This is a genomic window from Nostoc sp. DedSLP04 (genome assembly GCF_034530775.1).
Classification (GTDB): domain Bacteria; phylum Cyanobacteriota; class Cyanobacteriia; order Cyanobacteriales; family Nostocaceae; genus Nostoc.
Genome location: NZ_JAVRCL010000010.1, coordinates 101,183 through 124,254, shown reverse-complemented (window position 1 = coordinate 124,254; position 23,072 = coordinate 101,183). Strand labels below are relative to the sequence as shown.

At 38.4% G+C, this 23,072-nt stretch carries 15 protein-coding genes; all 15 read left to right on the top strand.

All coding sequences use genetic code 11. The features are described from left to right. Positions 1–79 precede the first annotated feature (79 nt). On the top strand, positions 80–688 hold the full coding sequence (locus tag RMX89_RS08650) for a LysR family transcriptional regulator (protein WP_322688636.1): 609 nt from the start codon (positions 80–82) through the stop codon (positions 686–688). Further along, the gene (locus tag RMX89_RS08645; protein WP_322688635.1) at positions 681–1,367 is read left to right on the top strand and encodes a cupin domain-containing protein; all 687 of its coding nucleotides are present in this window, start codon (positions 681–683) and stop codon (positions 1,365–1,367) included. Before RMX89_RS08650 ends, RMX89_RS08645 begins: the two co-directional genes overlap by 8 nt. A 13-nt stretch (positions 1,368–1,380) precedes the next feature. Further along, positions 1,381–2,175: an SDR family oxidoreductase gene (locus tag RMX89_RS08640; RefSeq protein WP_322688634.1), complete on the top strand. Its 795-nt coding sequence runs from the start codon at positions 1,381–1,383 to the stop codon at positions 2,173–2,175. A 231-nt stretch (positions 2,176–2,406) separates the two neighbouring features. After that, positions 2,407–7,356 carry a non-ribosomal peptide synthetase gene (locus RMX89_RS08635; protein ID WP_322688633.1) on the top strand — a complete coding sequence of 1,650 codons (4,950 nt, stop codon included), beginning with the start codon at positions 2,407–2,409 and terminating at the stop codon, positions 7,354–7,356. A gap of 52 nt (positions 7,357–7,408) precedes the next feature. Then, positions 7,409–8,425 carry a fatty acid desaturase family protein gene (locus RMX89_RS08630; protein ID WP_322673931.1) on the top strand — a complete coding sequence of 339 codons (1,017 nt, stop codon included), beginning with the start codon at positions 7,409–7,411 and terminating at the stop codon, positions 8,423–8,425. A 29-nt stretch (positions 8,426–8,454) separates the two neighbouring features. Continuing rightward, positions 8,455–9,621, top strand: a complete 1,167-nt coding sequence (locus tag RMX89_RS08625) for an aldo/keto reductase (RefSeq protein WP_322688655.1) — start codon at positions 8,455–8,457, stop codon at positions 9,619–9,621. Positions 9,622–9,643: 22 nt separating this feature from the next. Beyond that, positions 9,644–11,437, top strand: coding sequence for an ABC transporter substrate-binding protein (locus RMX89_RS08620; protein WP_322688632.1), 1,794 nt, complete (start codon positions 9,644–9,646; stop codon positions 11,435–11,437). A gap of 16 nt (positions 11,438–11,453) precedes the next feature. Then, positions 11,454–12,386 (top strand): isopenicillin N synthase family dioxygenase, encoded by a 933-nt coding sequence (locus RMX89_RS08615; protein ID WP_322688631.1) that lies wholly within the window; start codon positions 11,454–11,456, stop codon positions 12,384–12,386. A 138-nt stretch (positions 12,387–12,524) separates the two neighbouring features. Continuing rightward, complete coding sequence (locus tag RMX89_RS08610) at positions 12,525–14,168, top strand: glycosyltransferase family 39 protein (protein ID WP_322688630.1); 1,644 nt, start codon at positions 12,525–12,527, stop codon at positions 14,166–14,168. A gap of 25 nt (positions 14,169–14,193) precedes the next feature. Beyond that, positions 14,194–14,682, top strand: coding sequence for a GtrA family protein (locus tag RMX89_RS08605; RefSeq protein WP_322688629.1), 489 nt, complete (start codon positions 14,194–14,196; stop codon positions 14,680–14,682). 9 nt (positions 14,683–14,691) lie between these two features. After that, positions 14,692–15,801, top strand: a complete 1,110-nt coding sequence (locus tag RMX89_RS08600) for a hypothetical protein (protein WP_322688628.1) — start codon at positions 14,692–14,694, stop codon at positions 15,799–15,801. Beyond that, complete coding sequence (locus RMX89_RS08595) at positions 15,798–17,336, top strand: MBOAT family O-acyltransferase (RefSeq protein WP_322688627.1); 1,539 nt, start codon at positions 15,798–15,800, stop codon at positions 17,334–17,336. Before RMX89_RS08600 ends, RMX89_RS08595 begins: the two co-directional genes overlap by 4 nt. A 62-nt stretch (positions 17,337–17,398) precedes the next feature. Continuing rightward, positions 17,399–17,632 (top strand): hypothetical protein, encoded by a 234-nt coding sequence (locus RMX89_RS08590; RefSeq protein ID WP_322688626.1) that lies wholly within the window; start codon positions 17,399–17,401, stop codon positions 17,630–17,632. 36 nt (positions 17,633–17,668) lie between these two features. After that, positions 17,669–18,370, top strand: a complete 702-nt coding sequence (locus RMX89_RS08585; protein ID WP_322688625.1) for a hypothetical protein — start codon at positions 17,669–17,671, stop codon at positions 18,368–18,370. A 119-nt stretch (positions 18,371–18,489) separates the two neighbouring features. Beyond that, entirely contained in the window at positions 18,490–23,031 is a 4,542-nt protein-coding gene (locus RMX89_RS08580; RefSeq protein WP_322688624.1) for a non-ribosomal peptide synthetase, read from the top strand. The last annotated feature ends 41 nt before the right edge of the window (positions 23,032–23,072 follow it).

Genomic DNA, 23,072 nt, shown 5'->3' with positions numbered 1-23,072 from the left:
AATTTCTGGAGGTAATTTATAACAAAGCTACTAATGATTCACTACCAAAAAATATCATGATGATTACTCAGGAAAAACTATGCTGGAATTTCAGATTGAATTTCAACCTCGTATCCCTCCTTCAAAAAATTTAGTCATAGGTACTTTGGGGCCTAATGCTACTAGTAGTGACTACGCTGCCAAGCACATAAATAACCATCTTATCTCAGAAGAATTTACTGTATCAACTCAGTTATTTGATACTTTTACAGATGTCAAAGAAGCTTTGCTACAAGACAAAGTAAATATGGCTTTAGTCCCTCATGCTTACGACCGAATTAATGAGTTTTATATGGAGCCAAGTTTTGAGCTAGGCTTCATTTTTATATTTCCTACTCCAGTTTATGGATTGGCTAAGAAAAAAAATAAAGAGGCAGTTTTCAACGGTTCTAGAATTGTTACTCATCCTGCTCCTTTACCTCTGTTAACAAAACTATTGCCAGACTCTCAAGATCGAACACAAATACAAGTGGATTTGTCTCCTTCTACCAGCGATTCAGCGATGCAGGTAATGCAGGGTTTAGCCGATTTCGCTATTACTAATGAGAATGCGGTGAAAGCCTACGATTTAGAATTTATTTCAATCTATGGAAACATTCGTATGAGTTGGTCAATTTTTCAGAAAAAATTAGCAGAAAATTATGTCTAAATATTTTCCTCAGCCAAAAACCATCAAAATTAATTCTGATGTTGAGTTAATCGCATTTCAATGTCAAGACACAGTTGTGCAATTAGCTTCTATTCCCCCAGGAGCTATTTTTGAATTGCATCGACATCCCGAAAGCCAAATTGGAATGCAAATTGCGGGACGTTTGGAATTTAACCTCAACGGTACTAAAGAAATTCTGGAGCCATTTGAGCAAGTTTATGTAGCTGGTTCTAATGTTCTTCATGGTTCTATCAACCCTTTCTCAGAAACAGCGTTAGCGTTTGATGTGAAACGCATCACAAATTTTGAGGAAGCTGAGGAGGCTATTCTGAAAGTTACATCAACTCAAGATGAAGTTACAGGTTTTGAGTGTAAGTCTGTTGTTGGTTCTTGGTTTGAGATTATTATCACTCAAATTCCTCCCAAAGGAATAATTCCAATTCGCCAATCGGCTAATGAAATAATGGGAATAGTCCTGAATGATAAATTGACGATCGCAGTTGCAGAACAACAGCAACAGGTAGAATATGGTAGTGTTTATTATATTCCTGCTGATGTTGTTTATGGAGGATATAATTCTTCTGATGCAACAGTATCTTTGATTGAAATTGTGATTAAACCTCGCTCTCATTTTTCGCTCAAAGATAGTTTTTTTAATACAGCGCTAACTACTTCCTAAAGGAATATTCATCATGGATTTAGGATTAACACAGAAAGTAGCTTTAGTGACCGGAGCAAGTGCTGGCATAGGTTATAGCGTTGCCCAAAAGCTGGCAGCAGAAGGTTGTCAGTTAATAATTTGTGGGAGAAATTCTGAACGCTTAGAGCAAGCTTATCAAGGTTTGATTGGTTCTCAAGCAAAAATTGTCCCGATTTCTGCTGATGTGCAAAATCCAAGTGATTCTCAAAACTTAGTCCAAGAAGCTCTCAACCAATTTGGCAAAATTGATATCTTGGTTAATAATTCAGAAGGGGCTAGTTTTTCTAATGAAGCAGTAGAAAATCTATCTGATGAAGATTGGTTGTCTGTCTTTGAAGGCAAGTTAATGGGCTATATTCGCATGACGAATTTAGTGCTACCGACGATGAAAAGTCAGCAATGGGGACGCATTATCAATATTGTTGGAACATCAGGAAAAGAACCTTCTAGTCGTCTTGTTAAATCGGGAGTGGCGAATGCTGGATTAATCAATTTTACTAAAACTGTTGCTTCGCAAGTTGCTAAGTGGAATGTTTTAGTTACCTGTGTCAATCCTGGTTTGATTGATACTCCAAGGCATAGAGAATATTTAGAAGTATTTGCCGAAGAGGAGGGTCAGACTGTTGATTCAATCATTGAAGGAACTAATAAAATGATTCCTCTGGGTCGTCGTGGTTTTTCTAGTGAGGTTGCTAATTTGGTAGCTTTTCTAGCGTCAGAATGTGCCAGTTATATTACGGGTGTTACTATTCCAGTAGATGGCGGATTGTCAACATCTGCTTTTTAAGAAATTTGGTAAGTTTTTAGTTTATATAAGTTCTATTTGATTTATGAAAATTACTTTTTTTAAACGAACCGCATAGGGCCAGAGGTTATTAATACATTGCTAATAAAATTGGGCAAACCTCTGCGTACCTTTGCGCTTGACTCTGCGCTCCTCTGCGTTAAAAAACATTGGTTTTGTACCTCACTTAAATAAAAATCGCAATAACCTAATTAATATCATCTTTAAAAAACAATGGTAGTTGCACAAAAACAAAGTAAAAATAAAGATATTGAATCTATTTATCCTCTTTCACCTACGCAAGAGGGGATACTATTTCATACTCTCTATGAGCCGGAATCGACAATATATTTTGAGCAGTTTCAATTAACTATTCATGGCAATTTAGATTCAGGTGTATTTGAACGAGCTTGGCAACTGTTGGTAGAGCGACATTCGGCTTTGAGAACTCTTTTTGTTTGGAAGAATCGCAAACAAGCAGTTCAGGTGGTGCGAAAAGAGGTGAATTTGCCTTGGTCTAATTTAGACTGGCGAATGTTTCCTCAACAGGAGCAAGAAATACGTCTCAATTCTTTCTTAGATTCAGATAGAAAACAAGGGTTTGAACTTGACAAAGCTCCATTAATGCGCTTTGCTTTAATTCGGGTAGCTGATGAGAATTATGAGTTTGTTTGGAGTTTTCATCACTTATTAGTTGATGGCTGGAGCTGGCCGATTATCTTCAAAGAATTGTTTGCTTTATATGAGTCAATTCAGAACGGTCAACAGTTATATTTAGCTCCCAGTCGTCCTTACCGAGATTATATTAATTGGTTGCAGCAGCAAGATTTGGTTGGAGCGAAAGCGTTTTGGCAACAAAATCTTGAGGGTTTCACTGCACCTACGCCTTTGATAGTAGAGCGATCGCTAGGGCAGAGTTCTCACCAACAGCAAAATATTGAGGTGCGATCGCAACATCTATCAGCCCAGACGACAACTACCTTAAAATCTTTTGCCCAACAACATCATTTGACACTTGCCACCTTGGTACAAGCTGCTTGGGGGCTGTTACTAAGTCGCTACAGTGGTGAGTCTGACGTGGTTTTTGGCACTACTGTATCTGGCCGCCCACCTACTTTATCTGGTGTGGAGTCGATGGTTGGATTGTTCATTAATACATTACCCGCACGAGTGAAAATCCCGGATACAACCGATTTGTTAACCTGGTTGCGGTTGTTGCAACAAGAGTACATAGAACGGGAGCAATATTCATACACTCCACTGGTAGATATTCAAGGCGTAAGTGAAATTCCTCGCACTCAACTTTTGTTTGAAAGCCTCGTTGTATTTGAAAACTATCCTGTAAATGTAACGTTGCAACAACTTCCTGGAAACTTGAGCATTGGGGAACTACAAGACAGAGGACAAACTAATTATCCTCTCACACTGCTGGCAATTCCTGGCGAGGAAATGACTGTAAAAATTTACTACGATCGCCAACGTTTTGATGCAGATATTATCGATCGCATGGCCGGCCATTTCCTCACTTTGTTGGAAGGAATTACCGTCAATCCTCATCGCACCCCAGGCGAGTTACCGATACTGACTCCAGCAGAGCAAGATTTGCTTTTAGTACAGTGGAATGCTACCTCAGCAGCGCATCCCATCAATCGTTGCATCCATCAATTATTTGAGGAGCAAGTTGAAAAAACACCTCAAGCCTTGGCGGTGGTATATGAAAATCAACGATTGACTTATGAGGAGTTAAACCAGCAAGCCAATAAAATCGCCCACTACTTGCAACGCTTAGGTGTGAAGCCAGATGTCCCAGTGGGTATTTGTGTAGAGCGTTCAATAGAAGCTGCGATCGCTATTTTAGGAACTCTTAAGGCTGGGGGAGTTTGCGTTCCCCTCGATCCTACCTATCCGCCAGAGCGTTTAGCTTTCATGCTCAAGGATTCTCAAGCACCAGTCGTCTTAACTCAAACACGTTGGAAGTCATTACTTGATGGCAACTTGGCTCATCGTCTAATTGTGTTAGATGAAGATGAAGACGAAATCGCCAAAGAATCTGAGAGCAATCTGCAAGTTGAGGTAGGAGTTGATAATTTAGCCTACATCATATATACCTCTGGCTCTACTGGCACTCCTAAAGGCACTCTTGTTACCCAGCGATCGCTCACCAATTTAGTAGCACACCATCAGGCAAAAATGACCACAGGTATTGGTGTGCTTCAGTTTGCCTCTCTCAGTTTTGATGTCAGCTATCACGAAATATCCGTGGCGTGGGGCTTGGGAGGTACGCTGTATATGATTTCTGAATGCGATCGCAAAGATTTAGATAAATTAATTCATTTACTTGCTAATAACCCAATTGGTAAAGTTTTTCTGCCCGTTACTCTGTGGCAGCAATTAGCGGAAATCTACGGAGAGCAAGCACATTTATTTCAGAATATTAGGGAAGCGATCGCTTGTGGCGAACAACTCCAAATTACTCAACCGATGATTAAGCTGTTTAAGCGTCTGGAAAATTGTACGCTCTATAATTTCTACGGCCCCACGGAAGCAGACTTGGTGACAGCTTATACTTTTAGCCAAAAGCCAGATGAATGGCCGATTTATCCACCCATTGGTAAGGCTGCTGTCAATGTGCAAGTTTATCTGTTAGACAGTAATCTTCAACCCGTGCCGATTGGCGTTCCTGGGGAACTCTACGTTAGTGGTGATGGTTTGGCTCGTGGCTACCTCAACCGTGCAGATTTGACCAATCAAAAATTTCTACCAAATCCGTTTACCGATTTTGGATTGCCGATTTTAGATTTTAGATTGAGGGACACAAGTGAAAATTTCCAATCTGCTGAAAGTTCTGATAATCCAAAATCCAAAATCCAAAATTTAAAATCAAGTTGTTTGTACAAAACTGGGGACTTAGCCCAATATCTACCAGATGGCAATATCGAGTTTTTGGGACGGATAGATGATTTAGTAAAAATTCGGGGTTTTCGCGTTGAACTGGGAGAAGTTGAAGCCGTTCTGAGCAAACATCCTCAAATTAACCAAGCTGTAGCTAAAGTGCATGGGGAAAGTGCCAGGGAAAAATATTTAGTCGCTTACTTTGTCCCCATTGCAGGAGAGACAATCACAGTCGAACAACTGCGGGCTTTTTTGACTGAGCAACTGCCAGATTATATGATTCCATCGGCTTTTGTAGAAATGGAATCTTTTCCGCTCACACCCAACGGTAAGGTAAACCGTCGCGCCTTACCAGAACCGACAACAAACCGACCTGAATTAAGTCAAACTTTTGTTGGGCCGCGTACTCCCACCGAAGAAATTTTGGCTGGTATCTGGAGAGATGTTTTAGGGTTAGAACGAGTTGGTATTTACGATAACTTCTTTGATTTGGGGGGACATTCTTTACTAGCAACTCAGGTGATTGCTTTAACGCGCAAAGCATTTGGGATAGAATTACCACTGTTAAGTTTGTTTGAGTCTCCTGCGATCGCACCTTTAGCAAAAAAAATCGCCACAGCTAAAGCCCCAGATCGGCAGGAGTTAGCTCTAAAACGGTTGCCCTCGCAAAACGAGCCAATACCAATTTCTTTAACCCAGCTAGAATTGTGGTTTTTTGACCAATTCTATCCAGGCAATTCCATCTATAACCTGCCTTTGGTCTATCGCATCACAGGTGCGCTTAACGAGAAAGCATTATCAGAGAGTTTAAGAGAAATTGTCCGACGACATGAAACATTGCGATCGACTTTTCAGGTTAAGAATGGACAAGTCGTTTATGCTGTTATTAACGAGCCTGTCTTTGACTTTTCAGTAATCGATCTTCAGCACCTCCCCGAAACTGAACGCGAAGCTCAAGCCACACAACAGGCTGAACAGGAAATTAAGCATCCTTTCGATTTGGCACGAGGCCCTTTATTACGCAGCAAGCTTTGGCGTTTGGATGAACAAGAGTATCTATTCGTTGCCGTCACCCACCATATTGTTGCTGATGGTTGGTCTTTTAGTGTCCTAACCCAAGAACTGGCAAAAGTTTACGAAGCTTTCTGTGAGGGTAAGCCGTCACCTCTGACTGAGTTACCGATCGCATATACCGACTTTGCTCAATGGCAGAGGCAGTGGTTACAAGGACAAATCTTAGAGTCTCAGCTTCAGTTTTGGCAAAAGCATTTAGGCATTAGTCCGCCAATATTGAAGCTACCATGCGATCGTCCCCGTCCACCAGCGCGAACCTTTGAAAGTGCAGGCCAATCGGTAGTTCTCTCGCAGAAGTTAACCGATGCACTCAAGGTGCTGAGTCAACAGGAAGGCGTAACCCTGTTTATGACATTGTTGGCAGCATTCCAGGCATTACTTTTCTCTTATACAAGACAAGAAAACATCATTGTCAGCAGTGCCCTGGCAAATCGCACCAGAGTAGAAACTGAGGGATTGATTGGTTTCTTTGTCAATTTACTGCCATTTTGTACCAACTTAGGAGGAAACCCCAGCTTTCGGGAACTACTTGGCCGAGTACGCGAGGTAGCCTTGGGTGTTTACGCTCATCAAGAAATGCCCCTGATTAAGCTAATAGAAGAACTCCAGCCAGTCAGAGATCCCAGTTACACATTAATAAATCAAGTAATGTTTGTCTTTCAAAATACTCCAGAGGATAATTTAGAATTTGCAAATCTCACTTTGAAGGAGCAGTTTATTGCTAGAGATACAAAAGATACCGCAGAGTTTGATTTAGAGTTAACGCTCGAAGAAACATCAACAGGTATTGAAGGTTTGCTCGTATACAGAACCGATTTATTTGAACCTGCAACTATTACCAAGATGGTCGAGAATTTTCAGACCTTGCTGGAAAAAATAACGACCAATTATAAGCAACGTCTAGCTGAACTTATCTTAATATCGGAACCTCCAAGTTTGCCTACTCAAACTATTGTCTCCCCAACATCGAGGGATTTTGTTACACCTCAAAATCCTATCGAAGAAGTTGTGTTAGCTATTTGGAAAGAAATTTTAGGGATAGATCGGATTAGCACTCAAGACAACTTTTTTGAACTGGGAGGACATTCTGCTCAAGCTCTTGAAGTTATATGCAAAATACAGTCAGCTTTGCAAGTCGAACTGCCGTTGATTTACCTGTTTGAAAAACCTACTGTATTTCAGCTAGCAGCAGCCATCCAAGACCAATTAAACAATTAATAGGTTGATATCTGGTTTGTCAATTGTTATTGTCAACGTAGAAATGAAAAATATGGAACTTACAAAAAACAATCAAATAATTGAGAATGCCAGACCTAGTATTAAAGAAGTTACTCAAATATCTAACGAAGAACTTCGTATATTGCATGAGATTCCTACATTTAGACCGATTATTCAAACATTTGTTGTTATTAGTACATATTTCATCCTCTCAGCTATTGGGTTCTGGTTGAATAACTGGGCAGTATGGTTATTAGTCTGGTTGGTTCAAGGATTCTTATTTGTCTGTTTTTTTGCAGCAATACATTATTGCTCTCACTATAGTTTGTATAAGTCAAAAAATACTAACCGATTCATGGGAACCTTCTTATCATTAGTATTGTTGATGAACTTTTCGTTTCACAAATATATTCATATTGGACATCATCGAGAAGCAAAAATCAAAGGTAAAATCGTAGGAGATACCTCAGCATGGCAAACCTTTCCTAATCTTAATACTTATCTCTTTGCCTTGACATATTTTTATCCTCTTGCGGCATGTAAAAATTGGTGGATAGTAACCAAAGATTTATATTTAGATTCTTTGAAAACACAGACGCAAGAGGAATCAGCCTTACCAGCTAACTTTTATTTGAGCTATTTTAAAACACCAGAACAACGCCAATTTGTCTTACAAAATAATTGGCTACTATTGGGTTGGTTTGTATTAATGGCAGGATTGACCGTAATTTTTCCTGGGATTTTGTTCTTTGGTTACTGGATACCATTAGCAACTTTTGCTTCTCCATTCGGGTTTCTTTTCAGTATTACAGATCACTATGGCTGTGAGTCTGACTTAAATCACAACCTATGGAATGATACACGAACAATGATTTCTAACCCGATAATTAGGTTTTATTACTGGAATAATAATTACCATGTAGAGCATCATCTATACCCAAGTATGCCACCGTGTAACTACTCCAAGATACATGAGTTAATTCAACATCACCTTCAGCATATTGAAAAATCATACTTAATGTTTCATCTAAAAATAATGCAAGGCTTAATTGCGGCAAAAAGTCATTAATGAATCGCTCTAATCAAAATACATTTATGATGCAATATCGTAGATTCGGGCGTACAGAATTGCCAATGCCAGTATTTTCTTGTGGCGGAATGCGCTACGTCTATACTGAGTATAAAGAGCTTACTCAAGAACAAATTCCCGATGAAAATCAACAGAATCTAGAAGCCACTATTCGCCGTTCTTTAGAAGTTGGCATCAATCACATCGAAACTGCCCGAATGTATGGGACTTCTGAGATGCAATTAGGAGCTATTTTACCTAAGTTGCCTAGAGAAAAAATTATTGTCCAGACTAAGGTTACTCCTACATCTAACTCTGAAGACTTCCGCCATTTATGTGAGAAATCTTTGGCTTTATTAAAGCTAGATTACATTGACTTATTAACACTGCATGGCATTAATAATTACCAACATCTTGAAGATAGCATTCGTCTCAATGGATGTCTTGATGTAGCGCGACAATTGCAAGCTCAGGGTAAGTTAAAGTTTATTGGCTTTTCTACCCACGCTCCAACAGACTTAATTATCAAAACCATTGAAACCAATCAATTTGATTATGTCAATCTCCACTGGTACTACATTAATCAATTCAATTGGCCCGCCATTGAAGCCGCCACACGTCATGATATGGGTGTATTTATCATTAGCCCATCAGATAAAGGTGGTATGCTTTATAAGCCTCCACAAAAGTTATTAGACTTGTGCCATCCTCTTAGCCCGATGGTGTTTAACGATCTGTTTTGTTTAAGCCATACTCAAGTACATACTCTCAGTTTGGGTGCATCTAAACCATCAGATTTTGACGAACACTTGAAGGTTATAGAACTTTTAGAGCAAGCAGATGAAATTTTACCGCCAATTTTAAACCGTTTAGAAAAAGCAGCGATCGCCACACTCGGAAAAGACTGGTATCGCACTTGGCATATTGGTTTACCCAGATATCCCCAAACCCCTGGTGAGATTAATATTCCAGTTATTTTATGGTTGCGAAATTTAGCGATCGCTTTTGATATGTTTGAATATGCTACAAGGCGTTACAACCACTTAAATACTGCCGATCCTTGGTTCCCTGGTCTGACAGCAGAAAAAGTTAGACAATTCGATCTAAGTGATTGTTTGCGTCATAGTCCACATGCTGACAAAATACCAGCTTTATTAGAAGATGCTCATAGGTTGTTATCTCAACCTAGTCAATAATAAATTGCGGAGTGGTTTCACGATGTTGAATTATAAGTTATTAAAAATTAATAAAAAATATACTGTAATTCGCCATCGTTGGCTAGTAATTTTGCTGGCTTTTGTAACTGCGATCGCAATAATTATCTATCATCAAATTACCTTAAAAACCAACGTAATACCAACATCTGAAATTATCGTCCCTTTCCCAACTGAACCCACAACTTTCAATCCGGCTTTAATCGTAGAATCGGCTTATATTTTAAACTATACTTATGAAGGGCTAGTTAAAGAAAATGCTCGTGGAGAAATTGAACCCGATCTAGCTAAATCGTGGCAAACTTCCAAGGATAATAAACAAGTAATTTACACCCTCAGAAAAGGGCTAAAATGGTCAGATGGGAAACCACTAACGACTGAAGATGTCGTTTTTACCTACAATGAAATTTACCGTAATCCAGACATTCCTACTTACGCTAAAGACTTCTTCATGATTGGTAAAAATCGTACCTTCCCTACTGTCCGAAAGCTTGATAATCTGCGAGTTGAATTTACATTACCTGAACCATTTGCTCCATTTGTTCGGGCTACAAAACTAGAAATTTTACCAGCCCATGTTTTTCGGGAAAGCATCAAAACAAAAGAGCAGGATGGCATACCTAAATTTATGTCTACTTGGGGAACTGATACTCCCCCAAAAAATATTATTGTCAACGGCCCTTATACAATAGAATCTTATACTCCGAGCCAGCGAATAATTTTCCGCAAAAATCCTTATTACTGGCGTAAAGATATTCAAGGCAATTCGCAACCTTATATCGAGCGTGTGATTGGGCAAATTATTCCTAATCAAGATACTTCTTTGATCCAATTTCGTTCTGGAGGATTGGATTACATCAACGTCAATACTGATTATTTTTCATTATTAAAACATGAAGAAAGCAAAGGAAAGTTTACTATCTATAATGGCGGTCTTTTTGTTGGATCAACTGCTATTACTTTTAATCTCAATCAAGGCAGTAGGAATGGTCAACCACTGGTCGATCCCATAAAGTCTCGTTGGTTCAATACAGTAGAATTTAGACAAGCAGTTGCCTATGGAATCAATCGCCAACAAATACTCAACAATATCTATAAAGGATTGGGTAAACTGCAAAATTCGCCGATTGCTGTACAGAGCAAGTATTATTCTCCTGTCCAAACTGTCTACGAATACAATCTTCAAAAAGCGAAACAATTACTTCTAAAAGTAGGCTTTAAATACAACAATCAAGGTCAGCTATTAGACGAGCAAGGAAATATTGTCCGCTTTAGCCTGATGACGAATAGTACCAATAATGCATTGCAGGCGATGGGAGTACACATAAAACAAAATTTGAGTAATCTTGGCATAACTGTTGATTTTAATCCCGTAGCTGCTAGCATTTTCATCAATAAATTGACTCAAACTTTCGATTGGGAGTGTCAATTACTTGAGGTTGCTGTCGGTCAAGAACCAAATGATTGGGCTAATGTTTGGTTGCCTGAAGCTGGTTGGCACTTTTTTAATCAAGAATCCCAAGCAGGACAAATGCCGATAATAGGGCGACAGGTTGCAGATTGGGAACGAAAAATTGGTAATTTATACATTCAGGCAGCCTCCGAAGTGGATGAAGCAAAGCGTAAAGCCATGTACGTAGAAACTCAACAAATTACTCAGGAGTATCTGCCATTTATTTATCTAGTTAACCCTTTCTCAATGGTAGCAGTACGAAATCGTATCCAAGGTATTGAACACTCTCCCCTACTAGGGACATTTTGGAACACTTACAACTTGAAACTGACTGAGATTAACTAAAGAGGATATCGTTTGTATGCAAATTCCTATCATTGATTTCAATCCTTTTCTTATAGGTGACTCAACCGCAAAAGAAGCTGTTGCTACACAAATTTCTCTTGCTATTCATGAGGTCGGATGTTTCTATCTGAAAAATTATGGTATTTCTCAGACTCTAATCGCTCAAGTCTTTTCACAAACCGAGTCCTTTTTTGCACTACCGGAGGATGAAAAAGAACAAGTATCTTTCTTTCCAGATCGGAATCTTCGCGGATATCATAATTTTAAAAAGAGTGAAGATAAACATAACGCCAATGAGCTAATGACTGAAGGCTTTCATTTTGGAAAGGAAATTACTCTCGATGAAGTTGGTGCAATCGAAGATCCTTTTTTTGAACCGAATAAATGGCCTAAAAATCCGATTCAGTTTCGTGAAGTGATGATGGAATTTTTCACGGGTTGTCACGAAAGCGCCCTGAAAGTATTTCAAGCTTTGGCTATTTCTCTGAGAATTCCAGAAGATTACTTTACAAATTTATATTCAGAACAAAACCACGGCATCGTTTGGCATCACTACCCATCTATATATCAGCCTCCAGAACTAGGAAAAGTTTATCTGGCAGAACATACTGACATCGGAACTCTGACATTTTTATTTCAAGATTCTGAAGGGTTAGAAGTATATACAAATGCTGGAGAATGGGTTGTAGCACCCTTCATTCCTGATGCAATTATAGTATTGGTTGCAGATTTAATGCAGCGATGGACGAACGATAAATTTCGCGCTACACCACATCGAGTTATAGTTCCAACTCAATCTCACAGTGCTAAACAAAGATACTCATGCGCCTTTTTTACAGGCCCTAATTACGATGCTCCAATTAAGTCCATTAAGACTTGCTTAGATATAGATGAAGTGCCTAAGTATCCACCAATTCTTGCACAGGAGTATTTCAAGCAGCCAAAATGATAGTTACTAATTCGTAGTTCGTAATTCGTAATTTTTAATTAATAGACACTTCAAAAAGGCTTGATATGGGCTGTTTTATATTTGCTAATCTCTTCCTCAGACAATACATCCTTTGCTAATTAGGTATTAGTGCAATAAATGGACAAATTACAAATCTTAGCAAAGTCAAATCCTCCAACTTGGTTAAAAATTCTGGTAATTAGCCTGATTGGGTTAGGTATTTTCTTTCGCTTTACTCATTTAGGGCAAAAAGTGTATTGGTACGATGAAATTGCTACATCACTGGCAATATCTGGTCATACGCTAGCTGAGGTTAAACAAGAGGTTTTTAGCAATTGGGGCAATAATCAAGGCATAATTCCTGCCATCACTTTAGACAAATATCAACACATTAACCCAGATCGATCTGTGGTTGATACAGTTCGCTACTTAATAACTTCAGACCCGCAACATCCACCTTTGTATTATGTAATGGTGAGATTGTGGGCGCAAGTCTTTGGGGATTTTCCGGCGGGAGTCAGGAGTTTATCAGCAGTCATCAGTCTGTTAATATTTCCTAGTGTGTATTGGTTGTGTTTAGAGTTATTTGAATCGCCACTAGTAGGGTGGGTGGGAATGGCTGTGATGGGGATTTCTCCCTTGCAAGTTTTCTTTGCCCAAGATGCACGAGAATACGGTCTGTGGATGGTGATGATCCTAGTATCAAGTGCTGCTTTGTTGCGAGCCATTCGCCGAGAAAGTTTCTTTACCTGGGCTGTGTATGCTCTCACCCTAGCCTTAGGATTCTACACCCATTTATTAACAGTAATGGTTGCGATCGCTCATGGTATTTATATAGTTATTAGGCAAAAGTTTCGCTTTCAAAAAACCCTGCGTAATTATTTACTGAGTTCAATAGCAGCTTGTTTAATGTTTTTACCCTGGCTAACGGTGCTGATTACCAAAGCTGACACAGCAACAAATCTTTTGTCATGGATAACATTTAAAACAGATAGTCCTTTTGACCTGATTGGAATTTGGCTCAGTCGGATTAGCCGAATATTTTTTGATTTTAATTTGGCTTCTGATGATGCTTGGGTCAATAATTTAAGTTATGAAAGTCCTTTATTTTATAGTATTACTGCGATAATATTTAGTTTGTTTTTAATTATTTATATTATTATTTTTTTGACCAAATCTTTATCAACTAATACTAGTTTATTTGTTGCTTTATTAGGCGGATTTCCAGGGTTAACATTGCTTTTATACGACCTAGCTTTTGGGGGAATTCGCTCTATTCATTTTCGCTATCAGATACCGTTATATCTCAGCATTCAAATTGCTGTAGTCTATATTTTAGCTTTCCATCTTTTTCTAGCTAAGAGTTGGCAGAAAAACTTTTGGCAACTCATTTTGGTGGGATTACTTATCTCTGGGCTAGTTTCTGATGTCAGATTTTTTCAGGCTGAAACTTGGTGGCCACAAATAGGTGGCAAGAATTTACTAGCAATGAGTAAACTTATTAACCAATCTAATAATAATGTTTTATTAATAAGTAATAAAAATGATTATAACTTGGGAGTCATCCTCACATTAAGTCATAGTTTAGAACCAAAAATTTCCTTACTTCCCATCCAAAACAACCAATTACCAATAATGCCTCAAGATTATAAATCTATCTTCTTTGTTGACGACCTAGAAAATAGTTTAGCTCATCAACTCCAGCAAGATAAAACTAACTCACTTAAATTAGTCTACCCACTTGAAGGATTTTGGCAACTCGACAAAGATCAGAAAACATAAAAAATATTAAAAAAGTAGAAGTTCAATGAAGCAATATCTTGACTATTTCAATATTAGTTATCTGAGAGGTAAAATCTACTTTTATCTCAATTCCGCACTTTTTAGTCGGTTTATCCGCTTTGCTGTAGTCGGTTTTAGTGGAGTATTTGTAGACTTAGGAGCATTCTATTGCTTTCATAGCTCGTTATGTTTGGCGTTAACTCCGAGTGCAATGCTTTCCACAGAAATAGCAATTATTAATAACTTTCTGTGGAATGATTTATGGACATTTGGTGATGTGTCTTTTGAGCAAAAAAACAGTCAAAAGTTGCAACGCTTTGTCAAGTTTAATCTCATTTGTTTAATTGGACTTATTTTCAATAGCCTAATTGTAAATTTGCTGTTTTATCAATTTCAAGTGAATGAATACATAGCTAAATTGGTAGCGATCGCTTGTGTGACACTTTGGAATTTCTGGCTCAACCTGAAGATGAACTGGCAATTAACAAAAACAGATGTAATTGTAGATATTTAAGAAAAAATCATGTTAAGACCATTAGTGATGTTTGGCTATAGCTTAATTTTTATTATTACTATATTTTTTTCTTCGGGATGCTTGAATCTAATTTTACCCTATTACAAGACTATCCAAAACCTTGGTGAAATCAGTGTTAAATGGCAATATTTGACTGAACACAAAGATGATTATGACGCTATTTTTCTAGGGCCAAGTACTACGTACTTTGGGGTAATCCCGAAATTGTTTGATAAATACATGACAACAGAGGGTAAAAGTGTAAAATCTTTCAACTTTGGGATCGCAGGTGCAAATGTATCAGAACTAGATTTTTACTTACAAAAAATTCTGGCTTTAGAACCAGCAAACTTAAAGTGGATATTTCTAGATTGTTCAGTTGACCTATTTACAAACATTGGTTATACTTCCGCTCAAGAAATATATTGGCATACTCCTCAGAAAACGCTAGAAAATTTCCAATTAATTTTGGAATCATCAATTGATAGTTGGAAAGTAAAAGTTCCATATATATACGCTAACTTTCAAAGTTTTATTTACCGATGGCTAGGGATTGGTCAGCTTTCTACTTTGTGGCAGGAGAGAATATTAAATTTAGATTTATCAAATGCAGATCCATTAGCAAAAGTATCTGAGGATAGGCTCATACAAGAATCTGGATATTACGCAATAGATTGGCAAAAAAAAGCTGATAAATGGAAGACTATATTCCGAACAAATGGGTTGAATACTTATCAAAAACATCTCAAAGATGAACAAATAAAATTAGCCACTTTAAATTCAGAAAGTGTATTTAGTAATACATCTATAATATATGGAGCGAAAATGGTGAAAAATATTGCTTCCCGAATTGAACAACAGCAAATTAACAACAAGAAAATTGAAGCTGTCTTTTTTATTCCGCCACTCCTAGAGACTGATTCCAACCCATCTGCTCTTTACAAAGCATATCAATCAGGATATATCGATACCCTTTTTGCTTTTAATAATCCTAAGAAGTTTAGTAATTTATATGAAGTGGATCGCAGAATTGATAGCGCCCATCTCAATTATCAAGGCGCTCAAGAATTCACACTTTTATTAGCATCAAAATTTGCTCAATACTTAAATAATTTATGATATTTACAGAATTTCGGTTTCTATTTTTCTTTCTGATTGTTTTCTGCATCTATTGGGCTTTGGAGAAACACAATCATCGAAAATTCTGGCTGCTAGTCTGTAGTTATATTTTCTATAGTGCTTGGGATTGGCGCTTCCTTTTTTTGCTCTTGCTATCGACAGTCATTGATTACTTTGTGGGTTTAATGCTGTCTAGACCACAGATTAATGATTTCCAAAACGATCGCTCTGTATCAGAACCAGTAATCTCAATAAGCGATATAGTAGATAAGAGAAAAGCTACAAGTTTTGGAAATTGGGATGCTTTGCTGAATAAGCCAATCAATCAGCAACAGCGCCAAGCATGGTTGGTACTTAGTTTAGTAGCAAATCTAGGAATATTAGGGTTTTTTAAGTACTATAACTTCTTCACTGAGTCTGCTGCAAACTTATTAGCTTTTTTGGGTTTACCTATAAGCCTTACAACCCTTAAAATTATTCTGCCAGCAGGCATTAGTTTTTACACGTTTCAAACTCTGAGTTATTCCCTTGATGCGTATTTAGGTAAACTAAAACCTGTTAAAAGTTTTTGGGATTTTTCTCTATTTGTAACTTTTTTCCCTCAACTGGTTGCAGGGCCAATTGTCCGTGCATCCACCTTTTTACCTCAACTGCTAACCCCAAAAAATTTAAGCGAGGTTGATTTTCGAGGATGTTTAATGCTTTTTTTCGTAGGGTATTTTAAGAAAGCCTGCATTTCTGATAATCTTTCGCCTTTAGTAGAACAGTATTTTACGAATCCAGAAAATTATACTTTCTTGAGTTGTTGGATTGCTGTTATTTCTTTCGTCATCCAGATATACTGCGATTTTTCTGGTTATTCTGATATGGCGATCGCTTCAGCCGGTTTACTTGGATACAAACTACCTTTAAACTTTAATTTTCCCTACCTTTCCGGTAATATCACTGATTTGTGGCAACGTTGGCACATAACTCTCTACAGTTGGTTGCGAGACTATGTTTATATTCCTTTAATGAGAAAGCGGCCAAAAGCTGAACGCACAGAACTGTTTGGCTATAGAAATCTTCTCATTTTGATGCTTTTATCAGGACTCTGGCATGGGGCTGCTTGGCATTTTGTAGTTTGGGGTGGATTAAATGGAATCGCCTTAGTTGTTCACAAGCAATGGTCATCTCGGATCGCTCCCTATAAGGAATTAGTACCACTGAGAAAGATGCTAGGTATTCCCCTAACATTCTATTGGTTTTGTGCCTCTGCCATCTTCTTTCGGAGTAACGATCTCAGCAGTGCTGTAGAAATAGAAAAATCCTTTTTATTCTTTAATTCTCTTGGTTATGAAAACCTAAATCTCCAAATTGCATGGATTTTTGTACCTTTAATTATCCTCCACTGGGCGGCTTATAAGGGTTGGTTTGCCGATTGGTGGCGTAAAATTCCTAGTTGGAGTTTTGCTGTTTTATTTGGGGTGTTGGTTTCAACAATATTTCGGCTGACAGCAATTAGTCCTCAACCCTTTGTATACTTTCAGTTTTAGTGTGCGATCGCTCAATTTTTATAAAAAATACCTTTTAAATTACCGCCATTGATTAGAGAGATATGACAACAATTTACTTACACATTGGAATGCCCAAAACCGGAACAACTTGTTTACAAAAAGCATTGTTTAACAATAGGTATAAATTTTTAGAAAACGGTTATTTGTATCCTATATCTGGTATAAAACATAATGCCAAAGAAATAGTTAACCGTTACTGTCATAATACTTTAGCCCATTGTTTAATGGGTTTGGAAGACAAGGATAATACGCTTTCAATGTCAATTTGGGAATAACTGAAAACAGAAATAGACTCTATTAACCCTAAAAATGTGATAATTTCCACAGAAGCTTTTACTTCTTTTGAAATCTTTTATCAACCTGAAACACTTGCAAAAATAAAAAATTTGTTAAAAGAATACGAAATTAAGGTAGTTATATATCTAAGAAAACAAGATGATTTTTTAGAATCCTCTTACTGTTACATGGTCAAACTAGGAGCATGTAGCGTAGGAATTAAAGAGTTATTTAATGAATATCAATATATCTTTAACTATTATCAAATATTAGAGAATTGGGCAGATATATTTGGATATGACAATATGATTGTTCGACTATTTGCAAAATCAAATACAAAAAATCATATTTTTGCTGATTTTTTAGGAGTCATTAATCAATTCAACAATAAAAGTGATTATAAAGTTGACTATGGTGCAAAAATAAATGTGTCTCCTTCAGGGAAAACGATCAAGATGCTTTTACTTATAAATAATTTAAATGAAAGAGTTTTAGCTAGGTTTATAAAGTTAGATGATAGTTATTGGTCAAACTATCAAAATTTTCTGAGCTTTTTATCTGATAATAAAACAATATGTAAATTAGTATCAATGCTGCCAAATGTTTTAATTGATGATGTACTTCTCTTGCCGAAAGAGAAAGAAGATATTATGAGACAATTTCAAGAATTAAATAGTCAAATAGCTTACAAGTATTTAGGGCAAAAAGATGGAGTATTATTTGGCGATTCTTCCTAATTATATAAATAAATCTGATTTCATAACTTGAGCGTAGGAAATTAAATATCATATGGCGAACAATAAAAGTTGGATAAAGATGTGTATCTATCTTTTCAAAAATAAAATAATAGCCTTATATGAGCAAACTGCAAATAATTAAAAATAAAAATATTGAATCTATTTACCCTCTTTCTCCTATGCAGGAGGGTATGCTTTTTCATACTCTGCACGAGCCAGAATCAGGAGTATATCTTGAGCAGTTCTGTCTCACGCTCTCTGGAAATCTAGATATTACAGTACTTCAGCAAGCTTGTGTGCGAGTAGTGAAGCGTCACCCAGTTTTGCGTACTCTTGTGGTTTGGGAAAAGCAGGAAAAGCCTCTCCAGGTAGTATGTAAGCAAGTAGAGTTACCTTGGCAGAACTATGATTGGCGTTCCTTATCTGCAAAAGAACAACAAGAGCGCCTAGAAACTTTCTTACAAGCAGATCGAGTCCAAGGCTTTGTTCTTGACAAAGCTCCACTCATGCGCTTCACGTTAATTCGAGTCACTGATGATACTTACGAATTTATCTGGAGCTTTCATCACTTGCTGATTGATGGCTGGAGTTGGCCGATTCTCTGCAAAGAGGTTTTTACTTTTTACAATGCTTTACTTAAAGGCAAATATTTATATTTAAATACTCCTCGTCCTTACCAAAATTACATCAATTGGTTACAACAACAAGATTTGAGAGCAGCAGAAGCTTTTTGGCGGCAACAACTCCAAGGATTTACTAGTCCTACCCGTTTGCTACTAAATCGGGGTGAGGTGCAAAATTCTCCACAACTAAAAACCTACCACGAACAGCACTACTGTTTATCGTTGCCCATAACTGCTGCTTTACAGTCCCAAGCACAGCAATATCATCTGACAGTTTCAACTTTCGTACAAGCAGCTTGGGCAATTTTACTCAGTCGCTACACTGATGAGTCTGAGCTGATATTTGGCGCAACTGTGTCCGGCCGTCCTCCCACTTTATCGGGGGTGGAATCTATGGTGGGACTATTCATTAATACTCTACCAGTAAGGGTGAAAGTCCCAACAGCGACTCCTTTATGGCAATGGCTGAGGCAATTGCAGACTCAACAGGTAGAGCGATCGCAATATTCTTGGTGTCCGTTAGTCAAAATTCAGGCTATTAGTGAAATTCCCCCAGAATTACCTTTGTTTGAAAGCATCGTGGTGTTTGAGAACTATCCACAAGATACGTTTTTATCAAATCCAGGTAGCAGCATCCAGATTACTAAACGGCGAGTCATTGAACAAACTAATTATCCGCTTACAGTCATCGCTGTACCGGGACAAGAGTTATCCCTACGCATTCTTTATGATGGTAGCCGCTTTGATGGGGAAACGATTCACCGGATGATGGGGCATCTTGTGACTTTATTAGAGGGTATGGGCGCTAATATCGAGCAGACAGTAAGCGAGATACCTATGCTAACTGCTGCCGAACAGCAACAACTTTTAGTATGGAATGATACTCAAACAGATTATCCTCACAAATGTATCGCTCGGTTGTTTGAAGAACAGGTAGAACGAACACCGGATGCGGTAGCAGTCTCTTTCCAATCCCAACTACTGACTTACCAACAGTTAAATTGTCAGGCTAACAAGTTAGCACACCACCTACAAAAACTTGGGGTAGGGCCAGAAGTGCGGGTAGGGATTTGCGTTGAGCGTTCTTTATCGATCGCAGTAGGACTGTTGGCAATCCTCAAAGCTGGTGGTGCTTACGTACCTTTAGATCCGCGATCGCCCCAAGAACGCTTGACTTATATTTTGAGTGATTCTCAAGCATCGGTATTGCTGACAGACTCATCAATTGCTTTATATGAGCAATCATTAACAGTAGTTTGCTTAGATACATCGGATTTGTGCCAAAACAGTCAGGAGAATTCTGTTAGTCAAGTGACATCAGAGAACTTGGCTTATGTCATGTATACTTCAGGCTCAACCGGCAAACCTAAAGGTGTACCCATGAGTCACCGTTCTCTAGCAAACCTTTTATATTGGCAAATCAACGAAACTGCTTTTAGTTGTGCCAAAACCTTGCAATTTGCTTCTATCAGTTTCGATGTCTCTTTTCAGGAAATTTTCTCTACTTGGTGTAACGGCGGAACCTTAGTTTTAATCACCGAAGAAGTACAAAAAGATGCGTTCGGATTATTACAATTAATTGCCCAAGAAAAGGTAGAAAGACTGTTTTTGCCCTTCGTCGCCCTTCAGCAATTAGCTCATGCCGCTTCTATTTCTCAATCCTATCCTGCATCTTTGCGTCAAATTATCACGGCAGGAGAACAGTTACAAGTTACTCCTGTTTTAGTCAACTTTTTTAGAGAGCTTCCTGGTTGTAAGCTGCAAAATCAGTACGGCCCGACGGAGAGCCATGTAGTAACAAGTTTTACTCTAAACAATGCTGTCAGCAATTGGTCGCCACTTCCGCCCATTGGTCGGGCGATCGCAAATACACAAATCTACATTCTTGACTGCAATCTGCAACCATTACCGATTGGAGTTCCCGGAGAACTGTATATTGGCGGCGTGGCGATCGCCAGAAGTTATATTAATTCCCCGGAATTGACTGCTGAGAAATTCATTACCAAGGATGGAAGTCGTTTGTATAAAACAGGCGATCGCGCTCGCTATTTACCTGATGGCAACATCGAATTTCTCGGTCGTATTGACAATCAAGTAAAGGTGCGGGGCTTTCGCATTGAACTAGGAGAAATTGAAACCGTACTCGCCGCGCACCCACAGGTAAGAGAAGCAGTAGTTATTGCAAGAGTTGAGCGATCGGGGAACAAGTGTCTAGTCGCCTACATTGTCCCCAAACAGCACCTAGATACCAGCGAACTGCTTTGTTACCTCAAACAAAAGCTACCAGAATATATGCTGCCTTCCGCTTTTGTCAAGTTGCTGGATGCTCTACCTTTAACCAGCAGTGGCAAAACAGACCGCCGCGCTTTACCAATACCTATGAGTAGGGAACGTAACATCTCTACAGACTTGATCCCACCCCGTACTGCGAGTGAAGAGGTTCTGGCAGGAATCTGGAGCGATGTTTTAGAGTTGGAACAAGTTGGTATCCATGACAACTTTTTTGCATTAGGAGGGCATTCTTTATCAGCAATGCAAGTCATTGCTCGGTTGCGAGAAACCTTCAAGATGGAGTTACCCATAAGCTGTCTGTTTGATTACCCGACAATAGTCGAACTAGATCGGCAGATTTCAGAATACCGCCAAAATGAGTTGACTCCATCTCTCAAACCAGTACCTCGGAATACAAAAGAGTTGCCAATCTCTTTGACTCAGCTTGAGTTTTGGATATTAGCTCAATTAAATCCGGGCATTCCCGTCTACAATATTCCCCTGGCTTATCGCTTGACGGGTTTACTCAACGTAAATGCCTTGGTGCAAAGCCTCGTGGAAATTGTCCGTCGTCACGAAGCTTTGCGAACTACTTTTACTATTACAGATAGACAAGTTGTTCAGAAAATTATTCAGGAGCCTATCCTACCATTTTCAGTGATAGATTTGCGAAAACTTTCTGAATCTAAAACTGAGCGAAAGGCTCTGGCTCAAAGATTTGTAACTGAGGAAAAAAACCAGCCTTTCGATTTAGAACAAAGCCCATTGTTACGCATTAAACTGCTGCGGCTCTCTGATGCCGAGCATTTACTCATAATAACTATCCATCATCTGGTTTTTGATGGTTGGTCTGTGGGTGTGTTTTTACAGGAGCTAACAAAATTATACGCAGCATTTTGTCATGGTCAGCCCTCACCACTTCCCGATTTACCCATTCAATATGCTGACTTTGCCCATTGGCAACAGCAGTGGGTTGCTCGTCCGGCTTTCGTGTCTGAGCTTGACTACTGGAAACAGCAACTAAGTAATAGTACACTTTTACTAAAGTTACCTAGCGATCGCCCGCGCTTACCAGTGCGAACTTTTCAAGGTGCAAGTCAAACTTTCATTATTTCTAAAAGCCTAACAAATGCTCTTAAACATTTGAGCCAACAGCACAATGTAACTCTATTCGTAACTTTATTAACAGCCTTCAAAATAGTGCTGTTCTATTACACTGGACAGTCAGATATTATCGTGGGCGCTCCTTTTGCCAATCGCCAGCAAGTAGAAACTAAAGGACTTATTGGATGCTTTATTAACACATTGCCAATACGTACATATCTGGATGGTGATCCAAGTTTGAGAGAATTGCTCGATCGGGTACGTAAATGTTTTTTAGCAGCCTGCGATCGCCAGCAAATTCCCTTCGTGAAGTTAGTAGAAGCACTACAGCCAAAACGAGAACCAAGCCACTCTTTGCTATATCAAGTAATGTTTAACTTCTTGCCTCCATCAGATTTAAAACTGACAAATTTAACTGTTCATCCCTGGTCAATTGAAAGTAAAACAGCAGAATTTGATTGGGATATTTATCTTCAACAAACAACATTAGGAAGTATTGAAGGAAAATGGTGCTACAAAATAGATTTGTTTGATGCTACTACTATTAGCCGTGTGGTAACTCAGTTTTTAGTGCTGCTTGAGCTACTAATTAATAATCCCGAATGCCGCCTGAGTGACCTTGGTTTACTATTTCGAAAGCATAATTATCAATGCCGTGCGTAATTCGTAATTCGTAATTCGTAATTCGTAATTCGTAATTAAAA